This window comes from Bradyrhizobium sp. P5_C12 (assembly GCF_054049735.1).
On the sequence record NZ_JBFULU010000004.1, the window covers coordinates 194,648 to 216,963 of the forward strand.

Annotated in this window: 22 protein-coding genes; 16 read left to right on the forward strand and 6 right to left on the reverse strand. The window is 65.2% G+C overall.

From position 1 onward, the window contains the following. Positions 1–67 precede the first annotated feature (67 nt). From ACXJMY_RS05350 to ACXJMY_RS05380, 7 genes are all read left to right on the forward strand, one after another. Positions 68–1,009, forward strand: coding sequence for an ABC transporter permease (locus ACXJMY_RS05350; RefSeq protein WP_456618262.1), 942 nt, complete (start codon positions 68–70; stop codon positions 1,007–1,009). 19 nt (positions 1,010–1,028) lie between these two features. Continuing rightward, positions 1,029–1,916: an ABC transporter permease gene (locus ACXJMY_RS05355; protein ID WP_456618263.1), complete on the forward strand. Its 888-nt coding sequence runs from the start codon at positions 1,029–1,031 to the stop codon at positions 1,914–1,916. A gap of 136 nt (positions 1,917–2,052) precedes the next feature. Then, complete coding sequence (locus ACXJMY_RS05360; protein WP_456618264.1) at positions 2,053–3,702, forward strand: ABC transporter ATP-binding protein; 1,650 nt, start codon at positions 2,053–2,055, stop codon at positions 3,700–3,702. A 285-nt stretch (positions 3,703–3,987) separates the two neighbouring features. Continuing rightward, positions 3,988–5,493 carry a M81 family metallopeptidase gene (locus ACXJMY_RS05365; RefSeq protein WP_456618265.1) on the forward strand — a complete coding sequence of 502 codons (1,506 nt, stop codon included), beginning with the start codon at positions 3,988–3,990 and terminating at the stop codon, positions 5,491–5,493. Positions 5,494–5,507: 14 nt separating this feature from the next. After that, positions 5,508–6,680: a M20 aminoacylase family protein gene (locus tag ACXJMY_RS05370; protein ID WP_456618266.1), complete on the forward strand. Its 1,173-nt coding sequence runs from the start codon at positions 5,508–5,510 to the stop codon at positions 6,678–6,680. Then, the gene (locus ACXJMY_RS05375) at positions 6,673–8,094 is read left to right on the forward strand and encodes an amidase (RefSeq protein ID WP_456618267.1); all 1,422 of its coding nucleotides are present in this window, start codon (positions 6,673–6,675) and stop codon (positions 8,092–8,094) included. Before ACXJMY_RS05370 ends, ACXJMY_RS05375 begins: the two co-directional genes overlap by 8 nt. A 127-nt stretch (positions 8,095–8,221) precedes the next feature. Further along, positions 8,222–9,112 (forward strand): crotonase/enoyl-CoA hydratase family protein, encoded by an 891-nt coding sequence (locus tag ACXJMY_RS05380; RefSeq protein ID WP_456618268.1) that lies wholly within the window; start codon positions 8,222–8,224, stop codon positions 9,110–9,112. A 111-nt stretch (positions 9,113–9,223) separates the two neighbouring features. On the opposite strand, the gene ACXJMY_RS05385 is transcribed toward ACXJMY_RS05380, so the two are convergent. The 3 genes from ACXJMY_RS05385 to ACXJMY_RS05395 form a co-directional block, all read right to left on the reverse strand. Beyond that, positions 9,224–10,201, reverse strand: a complete 978-nt coding sequence (locus ACXJMY_RS05385; protein WP_456618269.1) for an NADPH:quinone oxidoreductase family protein — start codon at positions 10,199–10,201, stop codon at positions 9,224–9,226. Next, positions 10,201–10,809, reverse strand: coding sequence for a DsbA family protein (locus tag ACXJMY_RS05390; protein ID WP_456618270.1), 609 nt, complete (start codon positions 10,807–10,809; stop codon positions 10,201–10,203). The genes ACXJMY_RS05385 and ACXJMY_RS05390 overlap by 1 nt, the downstream gene beginning before the upstream one ends. A 139-nt stretch (positions 10,810–10,948) precedes the next feature. Further along, positions 10,949–11,650, reverse strand: a complete 702-nt coding sequence (locus ACXJMY_RS05395; RefSeq protein ID WP_456618271.1) for a glutathione S-transferase N-terminal domain-containing protein — start codon at positions 11,648–11,650, stop codon at positions 10,949–10,951. A gap of 95 nt (positions 11,651–11,745) precedes the next feature. Here ACXJMY_RS05395 and ACXJMY_RS05400 point away from each other — a divergent pair, with 95 nt between their 5' ends. Together ACXJMY_RS05400 and ACXJMY_RS05405 are read left to right on the forward strand one after the other, a co-directional pair. Continuing rightward, positions 11,746–12,768 carry a methionine synthase gene (locus ACXJMY_RS05400; RefSeq protein ID WP_456618272.1) on the forward strand — a complete coding sequence of 341 codons (1,023 nt, stop codon included), beginning with the start codon at positions 11,746–11,748 and terminating at the stop codon, positions 12,766–12,768. Between the two features lie 5 nt (positions 12,769–12,773). Next, positions 12,774–13,001: a hypothetical protein gene (locus ACXJMY_RS05405; RefSeq protein ID WP_456618273.1), complete on the forward strand. Its 228-nt coding sequence runs from the start codon at positions 12,774–12,776 to the stop codon at positions 12,999–13,001. 12 nt (positions 13,002–13,013) lie between these two features. Here ACXJMY_RS05405 and ACXJMY_RS05410 read toward each other — a convergent pair whose 3' ends face one another. The 3 genes from ACXJMY_RS05410 to ACXJMY_RS05420 all read right to left on the reverse strand — a co-directional run bounded on the left by ACXJMY_RS05410 (position 13,014) and on the right by ACXJMY_RS05420 (position 15,117). Then, positions 13,014–13,658 carry a hypothetical protein gene (locus ACXJMY_RS05410; protein ID WP_456618274.1) on the reverse strand — a complete coding sequence of 215 codons (645 nt, stop codon included), beginning with the start codon at positions 13,656–13,658 and terminating at the stop codon, positions 13,014–13,016. A 165-nt stretch (positions 13,659–13,823) separates the two neighbouring features. After that, positions 13,824–14,351 (reverse strand): xanthine phosphoribosyltransferase, encoded by a 528-nt coding sequence (gene gpt / locus ACXJMY_RS05415; RefSeq protein ID WP_456618275.1) that lies wholly within the window; start codon positions 14,349–14,351, stop codon positions 13,824–13,826. A 28-nt stretch (positions 14,352–14,379) separates the two neighbouring features. Next, entirely contained in the window at positions 14,380–15,117 is a 738-nt protein-coding gene (locus ACXJMY_RS05420) for a competence/damage-inducible protein A (protein ID WP_456618276.1), read from the reverse strand. A gap of 281 nt (positions 15,118–15,398) precedes the next feature. Between ACXJMY_RS05420 and ACXJMY_RS05425 the strand changes: the two genes are divergently transcribed. The 7 genes from ACXJMY_RS05425 to ACXJMY_RS05455 all read left to right on the forward strand — a co-directional run bounded on the left by ACXJMY_RS05425 (position 15,399) and on the right by ACXJMY_RS05455 (position 22,114). Next, a complete protein-coding gene (locus tag ACXJMY_RS05425) occupies positions 15,399–16,817 on the forward strand; it encodes a circularly permuted type 2 ATP-grasp protein (protein WP_456618277.1) in 1,419 nt (472 codons plus the stop codon). Positions 16,818–16,821: 4 nt separating this feature from the next. Next, the gene (locus ACXJMY_RS05430) at positions 16,822–17,766 is read left to right on the forward strand and encodes an alpha-E domain-containing protein (RefSeq protein WP_456618278.1); all 945 of its coding nucleotides are present in this window, start codon (positions 16,822–16,824) and stop codon (positions 17,764–17,766) included. Positions 17,767–17,873: 107 nt separating this feature from the next. Continuing rightward, entirely contained in the window at positions 17,874–18,716 is an 843-nt protein-coding gene (locus ACXJMY_RS05435; protein ID WP_456618279.1) for a transglutaminase family protein, read from the forward strand. Positions 18,717–18,823: 107 nt separating this feature from the next. Beyond that, a complete protein-coding gene (locus ACXJMY_RS05440; protein ID WP_456618280.1) occupies positions 18,824–20,023 on the forward strand; it encodes an acyl-CoA dehydrogenase family protein in 1,200 nt (399 codons plus the stop codon). Between the two features lie 54 nt (positions 20,024–20,077). Next, on the forward strand, positions 20,078–20,485 hold the full coding sequence (locus ACXJMY_RS05445; RefSeq protein WP_456618281.1) for a carboxymuconolactone decarboxylase family protein: 408 nt from the start codon (positions 20,078–20,080) through the stop codon (positions 20,483–20,485). An 85-nt stretch (positions 20,486–20,570) separates the two neighbouring features. After that, positions 20,571–21,329 (forward strand): peptidase, encoded by a 759-nt coding sequence (locus ACXJMY_RS05450; protein ID WP_456618282.1) that lies wholly within the window; start codon positions 20,571–20,573, stop codon positions 21,327–21,329. 26 nt (positions 21,330–21,355) lie between these two features. Next, positions 21,356–22,114, forward strand: coding sequence for an SDR family oxidoreductase (locus ACXJMY_RS05455; RefSeq protein ID WP_456618283.1), 759 nt, complete (start codon positions 21,356–21,358; stop codon positions 22,112–22,114). Positions 22,115–22,316 lie beyond the last annotated feature (202 nt).

Here is a 22,316-nt window from a genome sequence, read left to right on the forward strand (position 1 = left end):
TGTTAGGCTGATGGCAGAACAGGCCATGAGCGCTGCCCCGATTTGACTCTAATCTGACGGATCCAACTTGCTCGGATATCTCCTTCGTCGAATTTTCGCCGCCGTGCCCGTGATGGGCGTGGTGGCCCTGTTCGTCTTCCTCCTGCTCCGCCTCACCCCCGGCGATCCCGCCGCGATTCTCGCCGGCGACAACGCCACGCCGGAACGGCTGGAGCGCATCCGCACCTCGCTCGGCCTCAACGATCCCCTGATCGTGCAGTTCGTCACCTGGGTGAACAAGCTCCTGCACGGCGATCTCGGGACCTCGCTGATCTCCAACCTGCCCGTCATGAAGATGATCGGCCAGCGCGTCGAGCCGTCGATCTCGATCGCGCTGTCGACCATCGTCCTCGCCGTCGTCGTCGCCGTTCCCCTGGGGGTGATCGCGGCCTGGAAGCACGGCACCTGGATCGACCGCTGCGTGATGGGGCTGTCGGTGCTCGGCTTCTCGGTGCCGGTGTTCGTGGTCGGCTACGTCCTGATCGAAGTCTTCGCCATCGACCTGCGCTGGGTTCCGGTGCAGGGCTTCCGCAGCATATCGAACGGCTTTGGGCCGTTCTTCGAGCGCATCATCCTGCCGACCTGCGCGCTGTCCTTCATCTATATCGCGCTGATCGCGCGCATGACGCGGGCGGCGATGCTCGACGTGCTGGGCGAGGATTAYGTCCGCACCGCGCGCGCAAAAGGCATCAACGAGGTCGCCGTGATGATGCGGCATGCGCTGCGGAACGCCGCGGTCCCCGTGATCACCGTGATCGGCACCGGCTTCGCGCTGCTGATTTCCGGCGTCGTCGTCACCGAGAGCGTGTTCAACATCCCCGGCATCGGGCGCCTGACCGTGGATGCGGTGCTGGCGCGCGACTACCCGGTCATCCAGGCAATGATCCTGCTGACGTCGCTGATCTACGTCGTCGTCAATCTCCTGATCGACGTCGCCTATACGCTGCTCGATCCGCGGATCCGGTACTGAGGCAAGGATAAGGACAAAAATGTCGGTCGATACCCTTCCCCAGTCGTCCATTCCGATCACGTCGCCGCTGCGGCCGCGCCTCGGATTCCTCACCTCGACGCCGATCATCGCGGCGGCCACGGTCTGCCTCGCGCTGATCGTGCTGATCTCGATCCTGGCGCCGCTGATCGCGCCGCATGATCCGATCCAGCTTGCGCCGTCGCAGCGGCTGAAACCCTCCTCGGCGCAGTTTTTGCTCGGCACCGACGCCTATGGTCGCGACCTGCTGTCGCGCGTCATGTATGGCGGCCGCGTCTCGCTTCTGATCGGCGTCGGCTCCGCGATCATGTCGATCGTCATTGGGCTGGCGATCGGCCTCGTCTCCGGCTTCTTCAAGCTGGTCGATTCCGTCATGATGCGCGTCATGGACGGCCTGATGGCGATGCCGAGCATCCTGCTCGCAATCGCCGTGGTGTCGCTGTCCGGCGCCAGCCTCTGGACCGTGCTGATTGCGATCACGATCCCGGAGATCCCGCGCGTGGCCCGCCTGGTGCGCTCGGTGGTGCTGTCCGCGCGCGAGGAACCTTACGTCGAGGCCGCGATCTCGGTGGGCTCGTCGCTGCCGAAGATCATGTGGCGGCACCTGGTGCCGAACACCATCGCGCCGCTGATCGTCCAGGGCACCTATGTCTGCGCCTCCGCGATCCTGACCGAGGCCATCCTGTCCTTCCTCGGCGCCGGCATCTCGCCGGAGACGCCGACCTGGGGCAACATCATGGCTGAGGGCCGCCAGTACTTCCAGCTCAAGCCGACGCTGATCTTCTGGCCGGGCCTCTTGCTCTCGATCGCCATCCTCAGCATCAACCTGATCGGCGACGCCGCCCGCGATGCGCTCGATCCCCGCATGAAGCAGCGGGAGGGGAAGTGAAACATCCAACGACGTCATTCCGGGGCGCGCCTCTTGGCGCGAACCCGGAATCCATTTCACCTCTTGTATTGCGGCCCGATGGATTCCGGGCTCGCGCTAACGCGCGCCCCGGAATGACCAACGAGAGTTTTGCGGCATGACCAACCCCATCCTCGACATCAACAACCTCGTCGTTTCCGTCGGCAGGAAGCCGAAGGGGACGAACATCCTCGACGGCATCTCGATCCAGGTGCATGAGCGCGAGACGCTGTGCCTCGTCGGCGAAAGCGGCTCGGGCAAGTCGGTGACGTCGCTGACCACGATGGGCCTGCTGCCGAAGGGCACGCTGGTTCCGACCGGCGGCAGCGTCAAGCTGGTCGGCGAGGAACTGCTCACCGCGACCGACCGCCGCCTGCGGCAGCTGCGCGCGACGCGGATGGCGATGATCTTCCAGGAGCCGATGACGGCGCTCAATCCGGTGGTGCCGGTCGGCCGCCAGATCGACGAGGTCCTGCGCGCTCACACCGATCTCGATGCGAAAGCGCGCCGCAAGCGCATCCTCGACATGATGGAGCAGGTGCGCCTGCCGCAGGTCGAGCGCATCTTCGCCTCCTACCCGCACCGCCTCTCCGGCGGTCAGCGCCAGCGCATCATGATCGCGATGGCGCTGGTGCTCGAGCCAAAGCTCCTCATCGCCGACGAGCCGACCACCGCGCTCGACGTCACCACGCAGAAGCAGATTTTGACGTTGATCCGCGACCTCCAGCGCGATCACGGTACGGCCGTGCTGTTCATCACCCACGACATGGGCGTGGTGGCGGAGATCGCCGACCGCGTCGCGGTGATGCGGCAGGGCCGCCTGGTCGAGACCGGCACGCTCGATTCCATCCTGCGCAATCCGACCATGGAGTACACGCGCAACCTGCTTTCTGCGGTGCCGAGCCTGGTGCCGCGGGCTCCGCGTGAGGAGAGCAAGGAACCGGTGGTGCTGGAGGCCAACGAGCTCGGCAAGGTCTATCGCGAACGTGCGTTCTTCGGCAAAGGCCGCGAGGTCGTCGCCGCCGACAAGGTGACGCTGACGCTGCGCAAGGGCCGCACGCTCGGCATCGTCGGCGAGAGCGGCTCAGGCAAATCGACCGTGGCGCGCTGCATCGTGCGCCTGATCGATCCGACCTCCGGCGGCGTGCGCCTGGCCGGCCGCGAGATCTCCAACATCTCGCGTCGCCTGCTCCAGCCGCACCGGAAAAAGATCCAGATCGTGTTCCAGGATCCCTACCGCTCGCTCAACCCGCGCGTCACCGTCGGCGAGAGCATCGCGGAAGGCCCGATCAATTACGGCGTCTCGCACGCCGACGCGATGAAGCGGGCGCGCGAGCTGCTTGAGCTCGTCGGCCTGCCGGCGGACGCGGTGTCGCGCTATCCGCACCAGTTCTCCGGCGGCCAGCGCCAGCGCATCGCCATTGCGCGTGCGCTCGCGCTCGATCCCGACGTGCTGGTCGCGGACGAAGCGGTCTCCGCGCTCGACGTCTCCGTGCAGGCGCAGGTGCTGGAACTGTTCGACGAGATCCAGAAGCGGCTCGGCATCGCCATCCTGTTCATCACCCACGATCTGCGCGTTGCGGCGCAAATCTGCGACGAAGTCGTGGTGATGCAGCACGGCCGCGTCGTCGAACAGGGCCCGGCCGCCGAAGTGCTGACGCATCCGAAAGAGGACTACACCAGGGCCTTGCTGGAGGCAGCACCCGGCCGCGGCTGGGATTTTGCGAATTTCCGGCCGGTGGCGGAGGGTATGGCGGCGAGCGCCTGACGTCGTCCCGGCGAAGGCCGGGACCCATTACCCCAGGGAGGCGTTTGGCGAAGACTTGTGGTCCGGTGCTCACACCGTGCGCAATCGATGGACCTCGCGGTATGGGTCCTGGCTTTCGCCAGGACGACACCGAGGTTGTGGCGCGTCGCTACGCTCACAACACCACCGCATCCGCAGCATTCCCAAAACGGCTTGACCCCATGCGCTTTCGAATTGCTTCCCGGCTTGCCCTCGCCGCAAGGGCAAGGCTAACGTCGCGCACTTTCAATCGCCTGGACTGAATTGATGACACGTATCGCCGTCGGCGGCTTCCTGCACGAGACCAACACTTTCGCTCCGACGAAGGCCACGTTTAGCGATTTCCAGCATGGCGGCGGCTGGCCGGCGATGACGCAAGGCGTCGACGTGCTGAAGGTGATGCGGCGCATCAATGTCGGGCTCGCCGGTTTCGTCGACAGCGCCGAAGCCAATGGTTGGGAACTCATTCCGACGATTGCTTGCGGTGCCAGCCCGTCGGCGCATGTCACCCGGGACGCCTTCGAGCGCATCGTGAAGGTGATGGTCGACGGCATCGCTTCTGCCGGCCCGCTCGATGCGGTCTATCTCGACCTGCACGGCGCGATGGTGACCGAACATCTCGACGACGGCGAAGGCGAAATTCTGGCGCGCGTGCGCCGCGTCATCGGCAAGGATGTTCCGCTGGTCACGAGCCTCGACCTGCACGCCAACGTCACGCCCGAAATGATGGAACACGCGGACGCGCTGATCGCCTACCGCACCTATCCCCATGTCGACATGGCCGAGACGGGCCGTGCCTCCGCAAGGCATCTGGCGCTGCTGCTGAACAGCAGGCAGCGCTTCGCAAAGGCGTTCCGGCAATTGCCGTTCCTGATCCCGATCAGCTGGCAATGCACCAACGACCAGCCGACCAAGGGCATCTACGAGAAGCTCGCGGCCCTCGAAAACGACGCCGTGCCGACGCTGTCCTTCGCGCCGGGCTTCCCTGCCGCCGATTTCCGCGACTGCGGGCCGAGCGTGTTCGCCTATGGCAAGACACAGGAAGACGCCGACCGCGCGGCCGATGCGATCGTCAAACTGATCGAAAGCCACGAGGACGATTTCGACGGCAAGATCTGGTCGCCCGACGACGGGGTGCGTCATGCGATGGAACTCGCGAAGGGCGCGAGCAAGCCGATCATCATCGCCGATACCCAGGACAATCCCGGCGCCGGCGGCGATTCCGACACCACGGGCATGCTGCGCGCGCTGGTGCGCAACAAGGCCAGCGCCGCCACCGGTGCGATCTACGATCCGGAATCGGCGAAGGCCGCGCATGCCGCCGGCGTCGGCGCCACCGTGACCCTGTCGCTCGGCGGCAAGTCCGGCATTCCCGGCGACGAGCCCTATCGCGAGACCTTCGTCGTCGAACAGCTCTCCGACGGCCGCTTCATCGCGCCCGGCCCCTATTATGGCGGCCGCGAGATGGAGATGGGCCCCTCCGCGGCCTTGCGCATCGGCGACGTCCGAATCGTCGTCTCTTCGCACAAGGCGCAACTCGCCGACCAGGCGATGTATCGCTATGTCGGCATCGAGCCGACCGAGCAGAAGATCCTGGTCAACAAGAGCTCGGTGCACTTCCGCGCCGATTTCGAGCCGATCGCCGAAAAGCTGATGATCTGCGCCGCCCCCGGCGCAATGCCGGCCGACACAGCCACCCTGCCCTGGACGCGCCTGCGCCCGGGCATCCGCATCAAGCCGAACGGCCCCGTTTTCAATCCCCCTTCACGCTAACCGGACAGGAACACATGCCCACGATCGAGCGCATCGACGGCTATGCCGACGAACTCACCGCCATTCGCCGCGACCTTCACGCCCATCCCGAGATCGGCTTCGAGGAAGTGCGCACCTCCGGCATCGTCGCCGACAAGCTGAAGAGCTGGGGCATCGAGGTGCATCGCGGTCTCGGCGGCACCGGCGTGATCGGCGTCATCAAGGGCAAGGGTTCGAGCGGCAAGCGCATTGGCCTGCGCGCCGACATGGACGCGCTGCCGATGGAAGAGAACACCAATCTGAAATGGAGCTCGAAGATCCCCGGCCGCTTCCATGGCTGCGGCCATGACGGCCACACCACCATGCTGCTCGGCACCGCGCGCTACCTCGCCGAAACCAAGAACTTCGACGGCACCGTGCATCTGATCTTCCAGCCGGCCGAGGAAGGCCTTGGCGGCGCCCGCGCGATGATCAAGGACGGCCTGTTCGAGAAGTTTCCCTGCGACGAGCTCTACGGCCTGCACAACGCGCCCGATCTCAACCACGGCGAGATCGCGATCCTGCCCGGCCCCGCGATGGCCAGCGCCGACTTCTTCGACCTCCGCATCACCGGCTACGGCGCGCATGGCGCGATGCCCGAGCGCTCCAAGGATGCGGTGATCATCGCGACCACGCTGGCGCAGGCGATCCAGACCATCGTCAGCCGCAACGTCGAGCCGCTGCAGGCCGCCGTCATCTCGATCACGCAGATCCATGCCGGTTCCGCCTACAACGTCATCCCCGGTGAAGCGCATCTGTGCGGCACCATCCGCACCTTCTCGAATGAAGTCCGAGCCCTGATCAGCGAACGCATCCGCACCATCTGCGCCGGCATCGCGAGCGCCTATCAGTGCGAGATCGAAGCCGACATCCGCGACACGTTCGGCGTGCTGGTCAACCAGGTCGAGCAGTCCAAGGTGGTCGAGGAGGTCGCGCGCACGATCGTCAACCCCGCCAACGTGATCACCCGCGCCCAGCCGAAGATGGGCAGCGAGGACTTTGCCGACATGCTGCAAACCATTCCCGGCGCCTATTTCTGGGTCGGCCATGACGGCTCGGTGCCGGTGCACAATCCCGGTTTTGTGCTCGACGACAAGATCCTGCCGATCGGCGCCAGCATGTTCGCCCGGATCATCGAGACACGCATGCCGGTAGGTGCCCATGCATAAAAAGAGCGTCCCAGAGGCGGTCACCTCGCTGCACGATCTCTCCGCGGTCGATCTGATCGCGGGTTATCGCGCAAAACAGTTCTCGCCGAGCGAGGTGCTGGACGACGTGCTCGAGCACGTCGCCGCGTGGGAGCCGCACCTCAAGGCGCTCTATGCGTTCGATCCCGACGGCGCGCGCGAGGCCGCGAAGGCCTCGACCGCGCGCTGGTCCGGCGGCGAGCCGTCCGGCCCGCTCGACGGCGTGCCGGTGACGGTGAAGGACAACATCGCGACCAAGGGCGTGCCGGTGCCGCTGGGGGCGGCCAGCGTCAAGCTCGTGCCGGCCGAGAAGGATGCGCCGCCCGCCGCGCGGCTGCGCGAGGCCGGCGCGATCGTCTTCGCAAAAACCACCATGCCCGATTACGGCATGCTGTCCTCGGGGCTGTCCAGCTTCCACGCGCTCGCGCGAAATCCCTGGGACCTCTCCAAGAATCCCGGCGGCTCCAGCGCCGGCGCAGGTGCCGCAGCGGCCGCCGGCTATGGCCCGTTGCATCTCGGCACCGATATCGGCGGCTCCGTGCGCCTGCCCGCGGGCTGGTGCGGGCTCGTCGGGCTGAAGCCGAGTTTTGGCCGCGTGCCGATCGATCCGGTCTATGTCGGCCGCGTCGCCGGCCCCATGACCCGCACGGTCGACGATTGCGCGCTGATGATGAGCGTGATCGCCAAGCCCGACCGCCGCGACGGCATGAGCCTGCCCGCCGAGCCGCTCAATTGGAAGGGACTGGAAAAATCGCCGCGCAAATTGCGCATCGGGTTGATGCTCGATCCCGGCGTCGGCGAGAAGCTGGAGAAGCCGGTGCGCGAGGTCGCGGTGAAGGCCGCGAAAACGTTCGAGTCCGCCGGCGCCGTCATCACCGAAGTCGACGGCATCCTGACGCGCGAGATGCTCGACGGCCTCGACAATTTCTGGCGCGCGCGGATGTGGGACGATCTGTCGAAGCTGACGCCGACCGAACAGGCAAAGGTGCTGCCCTATATCTTCAAATGGGGCGAGTCCGGCGCAAAGCTGTCCGGCGTCGACGTCATCCGCGGCTTCAACCAGACCATGGCGATCCGCACTGCCGCGGCAAAGCTGTTCTGCGAGCTCGACTACGTCATCTCGCCGACCGCGCCGAACGTGAACTATCCGGCGGAGTTTGCCTCGCCGACCAACGATCCGATGAAGCCGTTCGAGCACATCGCCTATACCGTGCCGTGGAATATGTCGGAGAACCCGGCGATCTCGATCAACGGCGGCTTCGACGCCAAGGGTTTTCCCATCGGCGTGCAGATCGTCGGCCGCCGCTTCGACGATATCGGCGTGCTCGGCATGGCCAAGGCGTTCGAAGGCCTGCGCGGCCCGCAGCGGCCCTGGCCCAGCCCGCCGGCGCGCTAGCGCCTCAGCGCAACTCGTCATGCGCGGGCTCGACCCGCGCATCCATCCTCTTCAAAAAAGATGGATTGCCGGGTCAAGCCCGGCAATGACAGAATTGATTCAAGAAATGACAGGGAAGGAAACCACCATGGCGTATGAAACGATCACGTATGAGGTCGCCGAGCAGATCCTCACCATCACGCTGAACCGGCCCGACAGGCTCAACGCCTTCAACGCGCAGATGCAAGGAGAGCTGATCGACGCGTTCGACGCCGCCGACAAGGACGACAACGTCCGCGCCATCATCGTCACCGGCGCCGGCCGCGGCTTTTGCGCGGGCGCCGACCTCTCCTCCGGCGCCGACACCTTCGATCGCGACGCGCGGCGCGGGCCCGTGAAGCGGTTCGCCGACGGCAAGGTCGATTACAGCGATCCGCAGGTCCGCGACGGCGGCGGCCAGGTGACGCTACGCATCTTCAAGTGCTTGAAGCCGGTGATCGCCGCGGTGAACGGACCCGCGGTCGGCATCGGCGTCACCATGCAACTCGCGATGGACATCCGCATTGCCTCGGACGCCGCACGCTTCGGCTTCGTGTTCTCCCAGCGCGGCATCGTGCCGGAAGCCGCCTCGAGCTGGTTCCTGCCGCGCATCGTCGGCATCTCGCAGGCGCTGGAATGGTGCTATTCGGGCCGCGTCTTCCCGGCGCAGGAGGCGCTTGCGGGGCGTCTGGTCAGCAAGGTCGTGCCGCCCGATGATCTGCTGCCAACCGCCCGCGCGCTTGCCAAGGAGTTCGCCACCAAGACCGCACCGGTGTCGGTCGCGCTGATCCGCCAGATGATGTGGCGCATGATGGGCGCCGACGATCCGATGGAAGCCCACAAGGTCGACAGCCGCGGCATCTACGCCCGCGGCCGCTCCGACGACGTCAAGGAAGGCGTGGTGTCGTTCCTGGAAAAGCGCCCGGCGCAGTTCAAGAACAAGGTGTCGAGCGACATGCCGGACTATTTCCCGTGGTGGAGCGAGCGGGAGTATAAGTGAGGGATCGTCGCGCTTCGTAGGGTGGGTTAGCAAAGCGTAACCCACCTCTTTCGCATCCGCGGTCACAGAAGTGGTGGGTTACGCCTTCGGCTAACCCACCCTACAAGACCGTCACTCCATCACCAGCGCCACGCGCCCGATCGCCTTGCGGTCGAGCAGCAGCCGCATCGCCTTGGCAAAGTCCTCCAGCGGCAGGCGGTGCGAGACGTTGGGGCGCAGCTTACCCTCCTCCGCCCATGCGAGCAGCGCCTTCAGGCGCACCTCGCCGAGCGCCGGATTTTTTCGCACGGCTTCGCCCGCGCGCACGCCGAGCACACTGGCGCCCTTGATCAGCAGGAGATTGGTCTTCGCCGAGCCGATCCCCCCGGTGAAGCCGATCACCAGCAGCCGCGCGCCCCAGGCGATGCAGCGCATCGAGTTCTCGAACACCTCGCCGCCGACGGGATCGAACACGACGTCGGCGCCGCGACCGTCGGTGATACGCTTGACGGCGTCGCGAAACGGCTCGCGGTCGTAACGCACGAGATGATCGGCGCCGCGCGATTTCGCGATGGCGAGCTTCTCATCGCTGGAGGCGGTCGCGATCACGATCGCGCCCAGCATCTTGCCGATCTCGACGGCGGCAAGGCCCACGCCGCCACCGGCGCCGTGCACCAGCAGCACCTCGCCCGGCTCGACTTTGCCGCGATCGATCAGTGCGTGATACGCGGTGCCGTGGCCGGCGAGATAGGTCGCGGCTTCCGCATAGTCGAAGGTCGACGGCATCGGCGTAAGCTGCGACGGCGTCACCACGGCTTCATCGGTGAAAGCGCCGTGGCGCATCTTGACGATGACCTTGTCACCGACGGCAACGCCCCTCGCCTCCGCGCCCACCTCGGTGACGTCCCCCGCCGCTTCCATACCGGGCGTGAACGGCAGCTCAGGCTTGAGCTGATACTCGCCGGCCGCCATCAGCACATCCGGAAAATTCAGTCCGGCGGCGCGGATCGCGATGCGCACCTCGTCCGGCCTCAGGGGCCGCGACGGAAACTCCTCCAGCCGCAACGTCTCGGGCGGGCCGAGCGCGCGGCAGACGACAGCGCGCACCATCAGGCCGCGCTCGCCTTGCGGCGCTCGAGCGCCTCGCGGATCAGCGGCAGCCGGTCGTTGCCGAAGTACATGTCGGTCTTGTCGACGAAGATCGTGGGCGAGCCGAAGCCGCCGCGCGCCACGACCTCTTCCGTGTTGGCCTTGAGCTGGTCCTTGATCCCCTGCTCCGATATGCCGGCGAGGAATTTCTGCTCGTCGACGCCGACCTTCCTGCAGATCTCGGCGAGCACCGCATCCTGCGAGATGTCCCTGTCATCGCCCCAATAGGCTTCGAACACCGCGGTCGCGAACGGCACCATCTCCCTGCCGAGCCAGGTGCAGCCGCGCATCGCCTTGACGCTGTTCACGGGAAACACCGTCGGCGGCATCTTGATCGCAAGGCCTGCCGAGCGCGCCCAATCCCCAAGATCCTTCTTCATGTAGCGCGCCTTCAACGGCACCGGTGTCTCACGCTGCGCGTAGACGCTCGGATTGACCGTATTGAAGATGCCGCCGACCAGGATCGGCCGCCAGGCGATCTCAGCGCCGAGCTCCTTTGCCAGCGGCTGGATGTTGTGGAAGGCGAGATAGGTCCAGGGACTGGAACAGTCGAAGAAGAACTCGATCATGGCGTTTCCTTTTGTCTCTCGTCATTCCGGGGCGCGCCCTCTTGGGCGCGAGCCCGGAATCCATTTCACAGCATTCGGCTGCAGCTCGATGGATTCCGGGCTCGCGACTTCGTCGCGCCCCGGAATGACGGCGTGGCCGTCACTTCCTTCCCAACACTTCCTTGGCACGTTGGCCGAACATGATCTTGCGTGATTCCTCGTCGAACGGCTCCTTGACAAACTTGCCGATCGCGAGCCCCGCCTGCACCTGCGGCCGTGCACGCACCTCGGCGTACCAGCGCTTCACGTTCGGATAGTCCTCTAACGTAAAGCCCTGCGCCTTGTGGGTCATGGTCCAGGGGAAGCAGGCGATGTCGGCGATGGAATAGTCGCCGGCGACATGGGCGCCGGTCTTGGCCAACTGCCGGTCGAGCACGCCATAGAGCCGCGCGGCCTCGTCGCGATAGCGGGAAATCGCGTAAGGGATCTTCTCGGCCGCATAGAGCGCGAAATGGCCGTGCTGGCCGAGCATCGGCCCGAGCCCCGCCATCTGCCACATCACCCACTGGATGGTGGTGGAGCGGCCGCGCAAGTCCGCTGGCAGGAAGCGGCCGGTCTTCTCCGCGAGATAGACCAGGATCGCGCCGGTCTCGAACGCCGAGAACGGTTCGCCGCCGTCGGCGGGCGCGTGGTCGACGATCGCGGGAATGCGGTTGTTCGGACTGACCTGAAGGAATTCAGGACGAAACTGCTCGCCGGCGCGGATGTCGACGGGGATGACCCGATAAGGGAGCCCCAGTTCCTCCAGCATGATCGAGATTTTCCAGCCGTTCGGCGTCGGCGCGTAGTGGAGGTCGATCATTTCGTTCCTGCCCGATGGCGACTTTTGTTGTTCTGTACCTCGACGTTAAGACATGGCAGGAAGGGGCGCAATCACAACCCGCCGGGAGGGCCACCATGCTGTTTCCAACCACGATCGCCGGCTCCCTGCCGAAGCCGGAATGGCTCGCCGAACCCAACATGCTCTGGGCGCCCTGGAAGTCGCAAGGCGACGAGCTTGCTCGCGCCAAGCGTGACGCGACCATGCTCGCGGTGAAGGTCCAGGAGGATGCCGGGATCGACATCGTCACCGAGGGCGAGCAGGCCCGGCAGCATTTCGTTCATGGCTTCCTGGAGAAGGTCGAGGGCATCGATTTCGCCCACAAGGTCGAGATGGGCATCCGCAAGGACCGCTATAAGGCGATGGTGCCGCAGGTGGTCGCTCCGCTCCGGCTTAGGGGACGCGTCCATGCCGACGAGGCGCGCGTCGCGCGCACGCACACCAGGAAGAAGCTGAAGTTCACCCTGCCCGGCCCGATGACCATCATCGACACCATCGCCGATCGCTACTATGGCGACCGCGTCAAGATGGCCTTCGCCTTTGCCGAGCTTCTGAACGAAGAGGCCAAGGCGCTCCAGGCCGACGGCGTCGATCTCGTGCAGTTCGACGAGCCGGCCTTCAACGTCTACATGGACGAAGTCAACGACTGGGGCATCAAGGCGCTTGAGCGCGCCGCGCAAGGCCTCACCTGCGCCACCGCCGTGCACATCTGCTACGGCTACGGCATCAAGGCCAACACCGACTGGAAGGAAACGCTCGGCGCGCAATGGCGGCAGTACGAGCAGATTTTTCCGGCGATCGACGCCAGCCCGATCCAGCAGGTCGCGATCGAGTGCCGCAATTCGAAGGTGCCGCTCGACCTGCTCGCGCTGCTCAAGAACAAGATCGTGCAGGCCGGCGTGATCGATGTCGCCAGCGACACGGTGGAAACCGCCGAGGACGTCGTGCAGGTGATCGACGCCGTGTCCAAATTTGTGCCCAAGAGCAACATCATCGCCACCACCAATTGCGGGATGGCGCCGATGCGGCGGGAGATCGCCGAAGCCAAGCTGATGGCGCTCGGCGTCGGCGCCGCGCTGGCGCGCGAGAAGCTGGGATAGTGGCGGTGATCCGGCCGGTCTTTGTTGTCGCAGCGCTTGCGGTGATCGCGCTCCCCGCGCGTGCGGAGGATCGCTCCGTGCTGCTGAATTGCAAGGCGATGGTCGAGCGCGCGGAGAAGGATGCGAATGCCGCGAGCGAGGCCGAGCTGACCCGCTGCCGCCAGGTCATCCGCGAATGGGCCCTGCGCGATGCGCGGACGACCGTGGACGAACAAGGACGTCCGCTGAAATAGCCACACGCCGCGCTATGTTTCCTCCCCCGCAAGGGGGGAGGGAGCGCGATGTGCGCTGGGATGCAGTGTGATCTCATAGCCGGCATTCATTGCGCGCAGCGTCGAAGGGGGCGTCAGCAATTGCGCATCTTTGAGTTCACGCGCTCCCACATAGCCCGCCGGCGACCACAGCAGCGCCCTGCCCTGCGTCACCAGAAAACTCTCCTCGCCCTGCTGCACCATTGCGCCGTCGGGAAGCTGGTCGAGCGGCACCAGCAGCGCGTGGAGCCGCTTCCTGCCCTGATCGAGCCGCTCGTGGTGCAGCACCGTGTCGATGTCGTGCATGCGGACAGTATGCAGCCGATTGCCTTTCTCCCACGCAGCCCGGAAGCGATTGGCATCGTCACGGCGGCAGTAGAAGCAGGGGCGATGGCCGGCGGCGAGCGCGGTGGCCTCGTCGAGGAAGAACAGCTCGGTCCAGCTATGCGTCGCCATCACCTCGCGGCGGCGGCCACGGAATTCGCACGTGCAGGTGAGCCATGCCGGCGACGACCATCGCTTTTTGAGCAGCGTCTTGGTCGCGGGATCATGGATGATGCCGCGATTGCCGGTGAACAGGCCACGATGCGGCGTGGCGATGATGTCGCCGGTGGGCGTGACGCGGTTCTGCAGGGGCATGGCGCCAATCTTCTCCCTCTCCCCGTTCTTACGGGGAGAGGGTCGGGGTGAGGGGCTGCATCCACAGATATGGTGGGAGCGCGACTCGCGGAAGCTCCCCCTCACCGGGATTGCATCTGCGATGCAATCCGGCCTCTCCCCGCACGCGGGGAGAGGCGAAGAAGATCACGCCGCGCCGTCGCGGAGCGGCGGGTGGTAGGACAGCGCGGTGTCCCAGGGGAAGAAGATCCAGGTGTCCTGCGAGACTTCGGTGATGAAGGTGTCGACCAGCGGACGCCCCTTCGGCTTGGCGTAGACGGTGGCGAAATGAGCGTCCGGCAGCATTTCGCGCACCAGCTTGCCGGTCTTGCCGGTGTCGACGAGATCATCGACGATCAGGAGCCCCTTGCCGGTGCCGCCGCCGAGCTTCATCGCCGCGTCCGAAATGCCCTTGAGGACCTGGAGCTCGCCCTGCTTGTTATGGTCGTAGCTGGCGATGCAGACGGTATCGATGATGCGCACCCCGAGCTCGCGCGCCACGATCGCGGCCGGCACCAGGCCGCCACGCGTGATCGCGATCACCGCGTGGAACGGGCCGACCTCGTTGAGCCGCCAGGTCAGCGCCCGGCAGTCCCGGTGGAACTGGTCCCACGAGACCGGAAAGGCCTTGCCGGCCTTCTCCTGCGCATTCAGTTCCGGTGCTTCACCAGCCATCGTCGTCTCCTGCTTCGTCTGCCGGCAGCTACCGGGTGATGTTCAATCCCGCCAGCATTTCCTTCACCGCCGCCATCGCCGCCGCCAGCTTGTCCGCGTCGCGCGAGCGCACCACCAGATTGGTGTTCGGCTTCGAGTCTTCGTCCATGAAGGGATAGCTGCCGATGATGGTGTCGGGGTGCTCGGCGGCAATCGCCCGCAGCGGGCTGCCGATGTCGCCCTCCCGCGCGTTGGCGCGGACCGATTCGGACAGCATGCGCACGCCGGATTTCAGCTTGGGCGAGACGATGTCCATCATCGCCTGCATGATCGACGGCACGCCCGCCATCACGATGACATTGCCGATCTTGAAGCCGGGGGCGAGAATCGTCGCGCTCTGGATCAGTTCGGCGCCGTCGGGGATGCGGGCCATGCGCAGGCGGGCCTCGTTGAGGTCCTGCTCGCTCCAGCGCTCGCGGAAACGGGCGACCACCTCCGGGTGATGGTCGATGCCGACGCTGAACGCCTTGGCGACGCTGTCGGCGGTGATGTCGTCATGGGTCGGCCCGATGCCGCCGGTGGTGAAGACGTAGGTGTAGCGATGCCGCAGTGCATTCAAGGCGGCGATGATGTCGTCCTCGTCGTCGGAGACGACCCGGACTTCCTTGAGATCGATGCCGATATTGGTCAGGTACTCGGCGATGAAGCCGATATTCTTGTCCTTGGTCCGGCCGGACAGGATTTCATCCCCGATGACCAGAATGCCCGCCGTGACGATCTCGCTCATGCCTTAAGTCCCTTAACCTGTCGCGCCGAATTTGCCGGGGTAACGCGTTGAAGTCACGCGGTTTTGCTGCCGAAATAAGCAGTCCTCAGCCATTTTTTCAGGCAAGCCCCCGGCCATCCCCGGCAAATGTCGCAAGTCCATGCTTATCGCGCTGGCCCGGCCCTTGCTACCACCTAGGAAAGTCATGCACTCTTGCCGCATGGCCACAGGACGTTGCGGTCTTCACCGAGGCCTGGCGACCTGACCATTGGCTGCAACGCCTGGGGGAACAGTCGGGATCTATGGCAGTCGCGTTTGATGAAATGAATATTCCAGGTGGGGACCTTCGCCCCGCCTATCAGGAGCTGGCGCGCTGGCTCAAGGAGACACCTCCCGAGGCGCTCGAATATCGCCGCCAGGAGGCCGAGCTCCTGTTCCGCCGGATTGGCATCACCTTTGCGGTCTATGGCGATTCCGAGTCGACCGAGCGCCTGATCCCCTTCGACGTGATCCCGCGGATCATGTCCGGCAAGGAGTGGGCGCTGCTGGAGAAGGGCCTCAAGCAGCGCGTGCGTGCGCTGAACATGTTCCTGCGCGACATCTATCACGGCCGCGACATCCTGCGCGCCGAGGTGGTGCCCGACGACCTGATCTTCCAGAACCCGGTGTTCCGGCCCGAGATGAACGGCCAGCAGGTGCCGCACGACGTCTACGTGCACATCGCCGGCATCGACATCGTCCGGGTCGACGCCGAAGACTTCATCGTGCTGGAGGACAATGCGCGTACGCCGTCCGGCGTGTCCTACATGCTGGAAAACCGCGAGATCATGATGCGGCTGTTTCCGGACCTGTTCGCCCGCCACAGGGTGGCGCCGGTGGAACGCTATCCGGACGAGTTGCTCTCCGCTCTTCGCTCGGTCGCGCCCCAGGGCGCCTCGGGCGAGCCGACCGTCGCCCTGCTCACGCCCGGCGTCTACAACTCGGCCTATTACGAGCACTCCTTCCTCGCCGATAAGCTCGGCATCGAGCTCGTGGAGGGGCGTGACCTCATCATCAAGAACAACGAAGTGTTCATGCGGACGACCGAGGGGCTGAAACGGGTCGACGTGATCTATCGCCGCGTCGACGACGATTTCATCGACCCCCTCACCTTCCGCCCCGATTCCGTGCTCGGCGTGCCCGGGCTGATGTCGGCCTACGCGGCCGGCAACATCACGCTGGCCAATGCCGTCGGCACCGGCATCGCCGACGACAAGGCGATCTACTCCTACATGCCGGACATCGTGAAATTCTATCTCGGCGAGGAGCCGATCCTGAAGAACGTGCCGACATGGCGCTGCCGCGAGCCGAAGGACCTCGCTTATGTGCTCGACAATCTCGGCGACCTCGTCGTGAAGGAGGTGCACGGCTCCGGCGGCTACGGCATGCTGATCGGCCCCGCCGCGACCAAGGCAACCATCGAGGCCTTCCGCGAAAAGCTCAAACGCGAGCCGGAAGGCTTTATCGCCCAGCCGACGCTGGCGCTCTCGACCTGCCCGACCTGCACGGCGTCCGGCCTCGCGCCGCGCCACGTCGACCTGCGGCCCTTCGTGCTCACCGGCAGCAAGAGCACCACCATCGTGCCCGGCGGGCTGACACGCGTCGCGCTGAAGGAAGGCTCCCTGGTGGTGAATTCGAGCCAGGGCGGCGGCACCAAAGACACCTGGATACTGGACGAGTAGAGAGATGCTGTCGCGTACCGCCGAAAACCTCTACTGGCTCGCCCGCTACGTCGAACGGGCCGAATATCTTGCGCGCACCATCGATGCGACGCTGCGCGTCACCGCGCTGCCGGCCGCCTATATCGGCAAGACCAATGAATGGGACTCGGCGTTGCTCACCGCCGGCGTCGCCGCAAGCTTCTACCGCCAATATGAGGAAGCCAACGAACACAACGTCGTCGAATTCCTCTCCTTCTCGCCGAACAATCCGTCCTCGATCAAGAACTGCATCGAGGCGGCGCGGTTGAACTCGCGTTCGGTGCGCACCGCGCTCACGAGCGAGATGTGGGACACCATCAACTCGTCCTGGATCGAATTGCAGGAGGTCTGGAGCAAGGGGACCTCCACACGCGAGGAATTGGCAAAGTTCCTGCGCTTCGTCCAGGAAACCTCGCTGCGCTTCGACGGTTCGGCCTACCGCACCATGCTGCGCAACGACGCCTACTGGTTCTCGCGGATGGGTGTGCATCTCGAGCGCGCCGACAACACCGCACGCATTCTCGACGTGAAGTATCACGTGCTGCTGCCCGAAGAGGAACATGTCGGCGGGCCMCTCGACTTCTACCAATGGAGCTCGATCCTGCGTTCGGTCTCGGCGCTGACGGCCTATCACTGGGTCTATCGCGAGACGCTGAAACCCTGGCTGATCGCGGATCTGCTCATCCTCAACGACACGCTGCCGCGATCGCTGGCGAGCTGCTATGGCAATCTCGTGCGCAATCTCGACCAGATCGGCGTCGCCTATGGCCGCCAGGGCCCGGCCCAGCGCCACGCCCGCGGCATCCGCAACCGGCTCGAACACTCCAACATGAACGACATTTTCCAGCATGGCGTGCATGAATTCATTCAGGAATTCATCTCCGACAATTCCAGGCTGGGCGAAATCATCACGAAGCAGTATTTGATCTGATACACGCCGTCATTCCGGGATGGTCCGAAGGACCAGACCCGGAATCTCGAGATTCCGGGTCTGGCTCTTCGTGCCGCCCCGGAATGACGCCAGAACAACGGTCCACCATGCGCCTGCGAATCCAGCACACCACGACCTATCGCTACGAGCCGCAGGCCACGAGCGTGATCCAGATCCTGCGCATGACGCCGTGCAGCCATGACGGGCAATATGTGGCGGAATGGCAGATCGACGTCTCGACCGACACCAAGCTCGACACCCATGAGGACGCGTTCGGCAACGTCACCCATGTGTTGTCCTGCGGACCCGTCGGCGACATCAAGATCACCGCCGAGGGTCTGATCGAGACCCACGACACCGGTGGCGTGCTGCGCGGTGCCGACGAGCGCTTTCCGGCCGGCATGTTCCTGCGCACGACCGAACTGACCGAGGTCAATCCGGCGATGGCGGCGGTGGCGCGCCAGTTGCGCAGCGAGGCCGAGAGCGACACGCTCGGCTTCCTGCACACGCTGATGACGCAGATCAGCGAGCACATGACGTTCGACGAGGACCCGACCAACAGCGGCACCTCGGCGGCAGAGGCGTTCACGCTCAAGCGCGGCGTCTGCCAGGACTACGCGCACATCTTCATCGCCTGCGCCCGCAGCGGCGGGGTTCCGGCGCGCTTCGTCTCCGGTCACTTTTTGCGCTCCGACGGCACGGTGCATCAGGATGCCGGCCACGCCTGGGCGGAGGCTTTTGTCGATGGTCTCGGCTGGGTCGGCTTCGATCCCGCCAATTGCATCTGCACCACCGACGCCCATGTCCGCGTCGCCATCGGGCTCGATTATCTCGGCGCAGCCCCCGTGCGCGGCACCCGCTATGGCGGCGGCGCGGAGACGCTGACGGTGACTGTCAAGGTCGAGCAGGCCGGCCGCGGCGGGCAATCGCAGTCACAGCGGCAGAGCTAGCCCAGCGAAATTACAGCCGTAATCGACAAGCGCCGCGCTGTAACCGCGCCGTAGCGCCGTCTGTTCAACTTCTGTTGCGGTCCGTTCCGCAACAGAGGTTGAGACAGATGCAGCTTCACGAAAACACCAAAAAACGTTCCGTGCCCCTGCGCGATCCCCACAAGGACATGCTTCTGGGCATCCAGGAGCTGGCTCCCGAGATAACGGCGCGCGCCGCCGAGATGGAAGCTGCGCGCCGCGTCCCGCCCGACCTGGTGGAACGATTGAGATCGATCGGACTGTTTCGGATGTTCGTCCCCCGGAGCCATGGCGGGCTGGAGCTCGATCTTCCGGCCGGGCTGGAGGTGATCAAGGCGCTGACCCGTCTCGACGGCTCGATCGGCTGGATCTCGATCGTCGGCGGGGTCGGCAGCCTTTTTGCCGCCGCTGCACGCCCTGAATTGTACCAGCAAATTTATCAGGACGGGCCTGATGTGGCGATCTGCGGCTCGTCCCAGCCGGGTGGAACGGCTGAGCGTGTAGGCGACGGCTATCGCGTCAAGGGCCGCTGRCCCTTCGCCAGCAGCTGTACCCACGCCGAATGGATGGGCGGCTTCTGCATCGTTACCGACAACGGGAGACCAATCCCTGGTCCGCATGGCAAGCCGCTGGTTCGCATCGTTGTGATGCCGGCGCGTGACTGGGACATCGAGGATACCTGGCACGCGGCCGGGCTTAAGGGCACGGGCAGCCATCACATCACGCTGCGGGAGCGGCTTGTTCCCGAGACCCATGTCTTCGATCTCGAAGCTCCCCCTCGCATGTCGGGCCCGCTCTATGAGGCGTTACGGCAATGGCTGCCATTGCTTCACGGCACATTCTCGGTGGGCATGGCCGAGGGCACCGTCGATGACCTGCTCGCACTGGCTCACACCGGGAGGCAGCAATTATATGCGGCCACCCCGATGCGGGAGTCCGAGATCTTCCAGTTCGAGGTCGGCCGGATTTCAGCCAACCTCGCGGCCGCGCAGGCATTTCAAGAGGCCCAGGTCGCCAGCCACTGGCGTCACGCGCTGGCCGGCACGCTGAGAGACGAAGACCTCATGATCGAGGGCGCGAGATCCGCGGTCTGGCTCGCCACGACCTGCGTCGGCATCGCGGATGCCTGCTTTGCGCTGGCCGGCAGCAGCGCGGTCTATGACAGCTCGCCGCTGCAGCGGCGTCTGCGCGACCTTCACGTCGGGGCGCAGCACGCCCATGCGCAGCAGCGGCAATATGTCGACGTCGGCAAGCTGGCCTTGCGTCGTTCGGCCGGACATGCCGGCTGAGTGCTCGAGCCGTGCTACACTCGCGGGATCAGACCTGACCCCGCGAGGTACCCCATGGCGACCGTAAAGCTGCTTTCGGACGATGAACTCTCCAGCGAGGCGCGCGCCGTTTTCGACGATATCCGCAAGGTGCGGCAGTCGGATTTCGTCAACAATTTCTGGCGCGCGCTGGCGCATGATCCGAAGACGCTGCGGCGGACCTGGGAGAGCATCAAGGAGGTGATGGCTCCGGGGGCGCTCGATCCCAAGATCAAGGAAATGCTCTATGTCGCGGTTTCGGTGGCGCATGGCTGCAGCTACTGCATCCATTCGCACACCGCCAGCGCACGGGCCAAGGGCATGACCGAGGCCGAATATCGCGAGATGCTCGCCATCGTCGGCATGGCCGCGGAGACCAACCGCCTGGTCACAGCGCTCGGCGTCCCCGTCGACGAGGCGTTTCTCGTCGACGCCCCGGAATGACGGCCTCACCCTGGGAATTGGGGTTGGAGCGGCCCCTGAAATTGGCTAGTAATTCCGCGCAAACGCTCGCGTTCGGGGATGGGAAATGACCTATTGTTGCGGAATCCTGGTTCGGGACGGTCTGGTGATGATCGCCGACACCCGCACCAATGCCGGCCTCGACAACGTCTCGACCTTCCGCAAGCTCCACATCTTCTCCAAGCCCGGCGACCGCATCATGGCGATCGCCAGCGCCGGCAACCTCGCCATCAGCCAGTCGGTGCTGTCCACGCTGACCGAAGGCCTGGAAGACCCCACCACGGGCGACATCGAGACGCTGATGAACGCGCCGACCATGTTCCAGGCCGCGCAGCGCATCGGGCGGGCGATCCGGGCGGTGCACGCGACCGAAGGCCCGGCGCTGAAATCCGAGGACGTCTCGTTCGACGTCTCCTTCCTGTTCGGCGGCCAGATCAAGGGCGCGCGGATGCGCCTGTTCATGGTCTACACGGCAGGCAATTTCATCGAATGCACCACCGACACGCCCTATTTGCAGATCGGCGAGCACAAATACGGCAAGCCGGTGCTCGACCGCGCCATGCATTACGACGTCGAGCTCTACGAGGCGCTGAAGACCGGCCTGATCTCGATGGATTCGACCATGCGCTCGAATCTCGGCGTCGGCCTGCCGATCGACGTGCTGGTGGTGCGGGCGGACGCGTACGATGCCGACCTCAACCACCGCATCGAGGCGGGCGAGCCCTATTTCCACGATCTGCGCTCGCGCTGGTCGGCGGCGCTGCGCGCGGCACACCAGAACATCCCGCGGCCGCCCTACAAGAACGAAAAAGAACCCAAAACCTGACAACTTAAGAGAAAAGGCAGGAAACGATGAGTGAAGCAAAGAAGATCGCAGTGGTGACGGGCGCCGGCACTGGTGTCGGGCGCGCGGCCTCGCTGGCGCTGATGAACACCGGCTTCACCGTGGTGCTGGTCGGGCGCCGGCTCGACATGCTCGAGGAGACCGCGAAGCTCGGTCCCGCCGGCAAGAGCCTTTGTGTCACCGCCGACATGACCAAACCGGACTCCATTGCCGCGCTGTTCGACAAGGTGAAGGCGACCTACGGCCGGCTCGACGTGCTCTTCAACAATGCCGGCATGGGCGCCCCGCCGGTGAATTTCGAGGATTTGAGCCTCGACCAGTGGCAGGCGGTGGTGAACACCAACCTCACCGGCCCGTTCCTGTGCACCCAGCACGCCTTTCGCATCATGAAGGACCAGACCCCGCGCGGCGGCCGCATCATCAACAACGGCTCGATCTCGGCGCATGCGCCGCGGCCGTTCTCCGCGGCCTACACCTCGACCAAGCACGCCATCACGGGCCTGACCAAGGCCTCCAACCTCGACGGCCGCATGTACGACATCGCGGTCGGCCAGGTCGACATCGGCAATGCCGCGACCCCGATGACCGACCGCATGGTCGCCGGGCCCGGCGTGATGCAGCCCGACGGCACCATGAAGCACGAGCCGCGCATGGACGCGAAGGCGGTCGGTGATGCCGTGGCCTACATGGCCGGCCTGCCGCTCGACGCCAACGTGCTGTTCATGACGGTGATGGCGAGCAAGATGCCGTTCGTCGGACGGGGCTAAACTAAAAAAACTGACAAACAACCCCATGCACAGTAGGCGTCAAGGAGCGCCAGCAGGCGGTCAGCCGCGGGGGGTGACGTGAGCTAAGGTCCCGCGCTGCTTCAACAATCGACATTGCGAGCGCAGCGAAGCAATCCAGATTGTCTCTGCGGCATGATTCTGGATTGCTTCGTCGCAAGAGCTCCTCGCAATGACGGTGGAG

Excerpts from the sequence above, each read along its gene's own strand:
- ACXJMY_RS05355 (WP_456618263.1), top strand. The coding sequence starts at position 1,029 with ATGTCGGTCGATACCCTTCCCCAGTCGTCCATTCCGATCACGTCGCCG.
- ACXJMY_RS05360 (WP_456618264.1), top strand. The coding sequence starts at position 2,053 with ATGACCAACCCCATCCTCGACATCAACAACCTCGTCGTTTCCGTCGGC.
- ACXJMY_RS05365 (WP_456618265.1), top strand. The coding sequence starts at position 3,988 with ATGACACGTATCGCCGTCGGCGGCTTCCTGCACGAGACCAACACTTTC.
- ACXJMY_RS05370 (WP_456618266.1), top strand. The coding sequence starts at position 5,508 with ATGCCCACGATCGAGCGCATCGACGGCTATGCCGACGAACTCACCGCC.
- ACXJMY_RS05375 (WP_456618267.1), top strand. The coding sequence starts at position 6,673 with ATGCATAAAAAGAGCGTCCCAGAGGCGGTCACCTCGCTGCACGATCTC.
- ACXJMY_RS05380 (WP_456618268.1), top strand. The coding sequence starts at position 8,222 with ATGGCGTATGAAACGATCACGTATGAGGTCGCCGAGCAGATCCTCACC.
- ACXJMY_RS05385 (WP_456618269.1), bottom strand. The coding sequence starts at position 10,201 with ATGGTGCGCGCTGTCGTCTGCCGCGCGCTCGGCCCGCCCGAGACGTTG.
- ACXJMY_RS05390 (WP_456618270.1), bottom strand. The coding sequence starts at position 10,809 with ATGATCGAGTTCTTCTTCGACTGTTCCAGTCCCTGGACCTATCTCGCC.
- ACXJMY_RS05395 (WP_456618271.1), bottom strand. The coding sequence starts at position 11,650 with ATGATCGACCTCCACTACGCGCCGACGCCGAACGGCTGGAAAATCTCG.
- ACXJMY_RS05400 (WP_456618272.1), top strand. The coding sequence starts at position 11,746 with ATGCTGTTTCCAACCACGATCGCCGGCTCCCTGCCGAAGCCGGAATGG.
- ACXJMY_RS05410 (WP_456618274.1), bottom strand. The coding sequence starts at position 13,658 with ATGCCCCTGCAGAACCGCGTCACGCCCACCGGCGACATCATCGCCACG.
- gpt (WP_456618275.1), bottom strand. The coding sequence starts at position 14,351 with ATGGCTGGTGAAGCACCGGAACTGAATGCGCAGGAGAAGGCCGGCAAG.
- ACXJMY_RS05420 (WP_456618276.1), bottom strand. The coding sequence starts at position 15,117 with ATGAGCGAGATCGTCACGGCGGGCATTCTGGTCATCGGGGATGAAATC.
- ACXJMY_RS05425 (WP_456618277.1), top strand. The coding sequence starts at position 15,399 with ATGGCAGTCGCGTTTGATGAAATGAATATTCCAGGTGGGGACCTTCGC.
- ACXJMY_RS05435 (WP_456618279.1), top strand. The coding sequence starts at position 17,874 with ATGCGCCTGCGAATCCAGCACACCACGACCTATCGCTACGAGCCGCAG.
- ACXJMY_RS05445 (WP_456618281.1), top strand. The coding sequence starts at position 20,078 with ATGGCGACCGTAAAGCTGCTTTCGGACGATGAACTCTCCAGCGAGGCG.
- ACXJMY_RS05450 (WP_456618282.1), top strand. The coding sequence starts at position 20,571 with ATGACCTATTGTTGCGGAATCCTGGTTCGGGACGGTCTGGTGATGATC.
- ACXJMY_RS05455 (WP_456618283.1), top strand. The coding sequence starts at position 21,356 with ATGAGTGAAGCAAAGAAGATCGCAGTGGTGACGGGCGCCGGCACTGGT.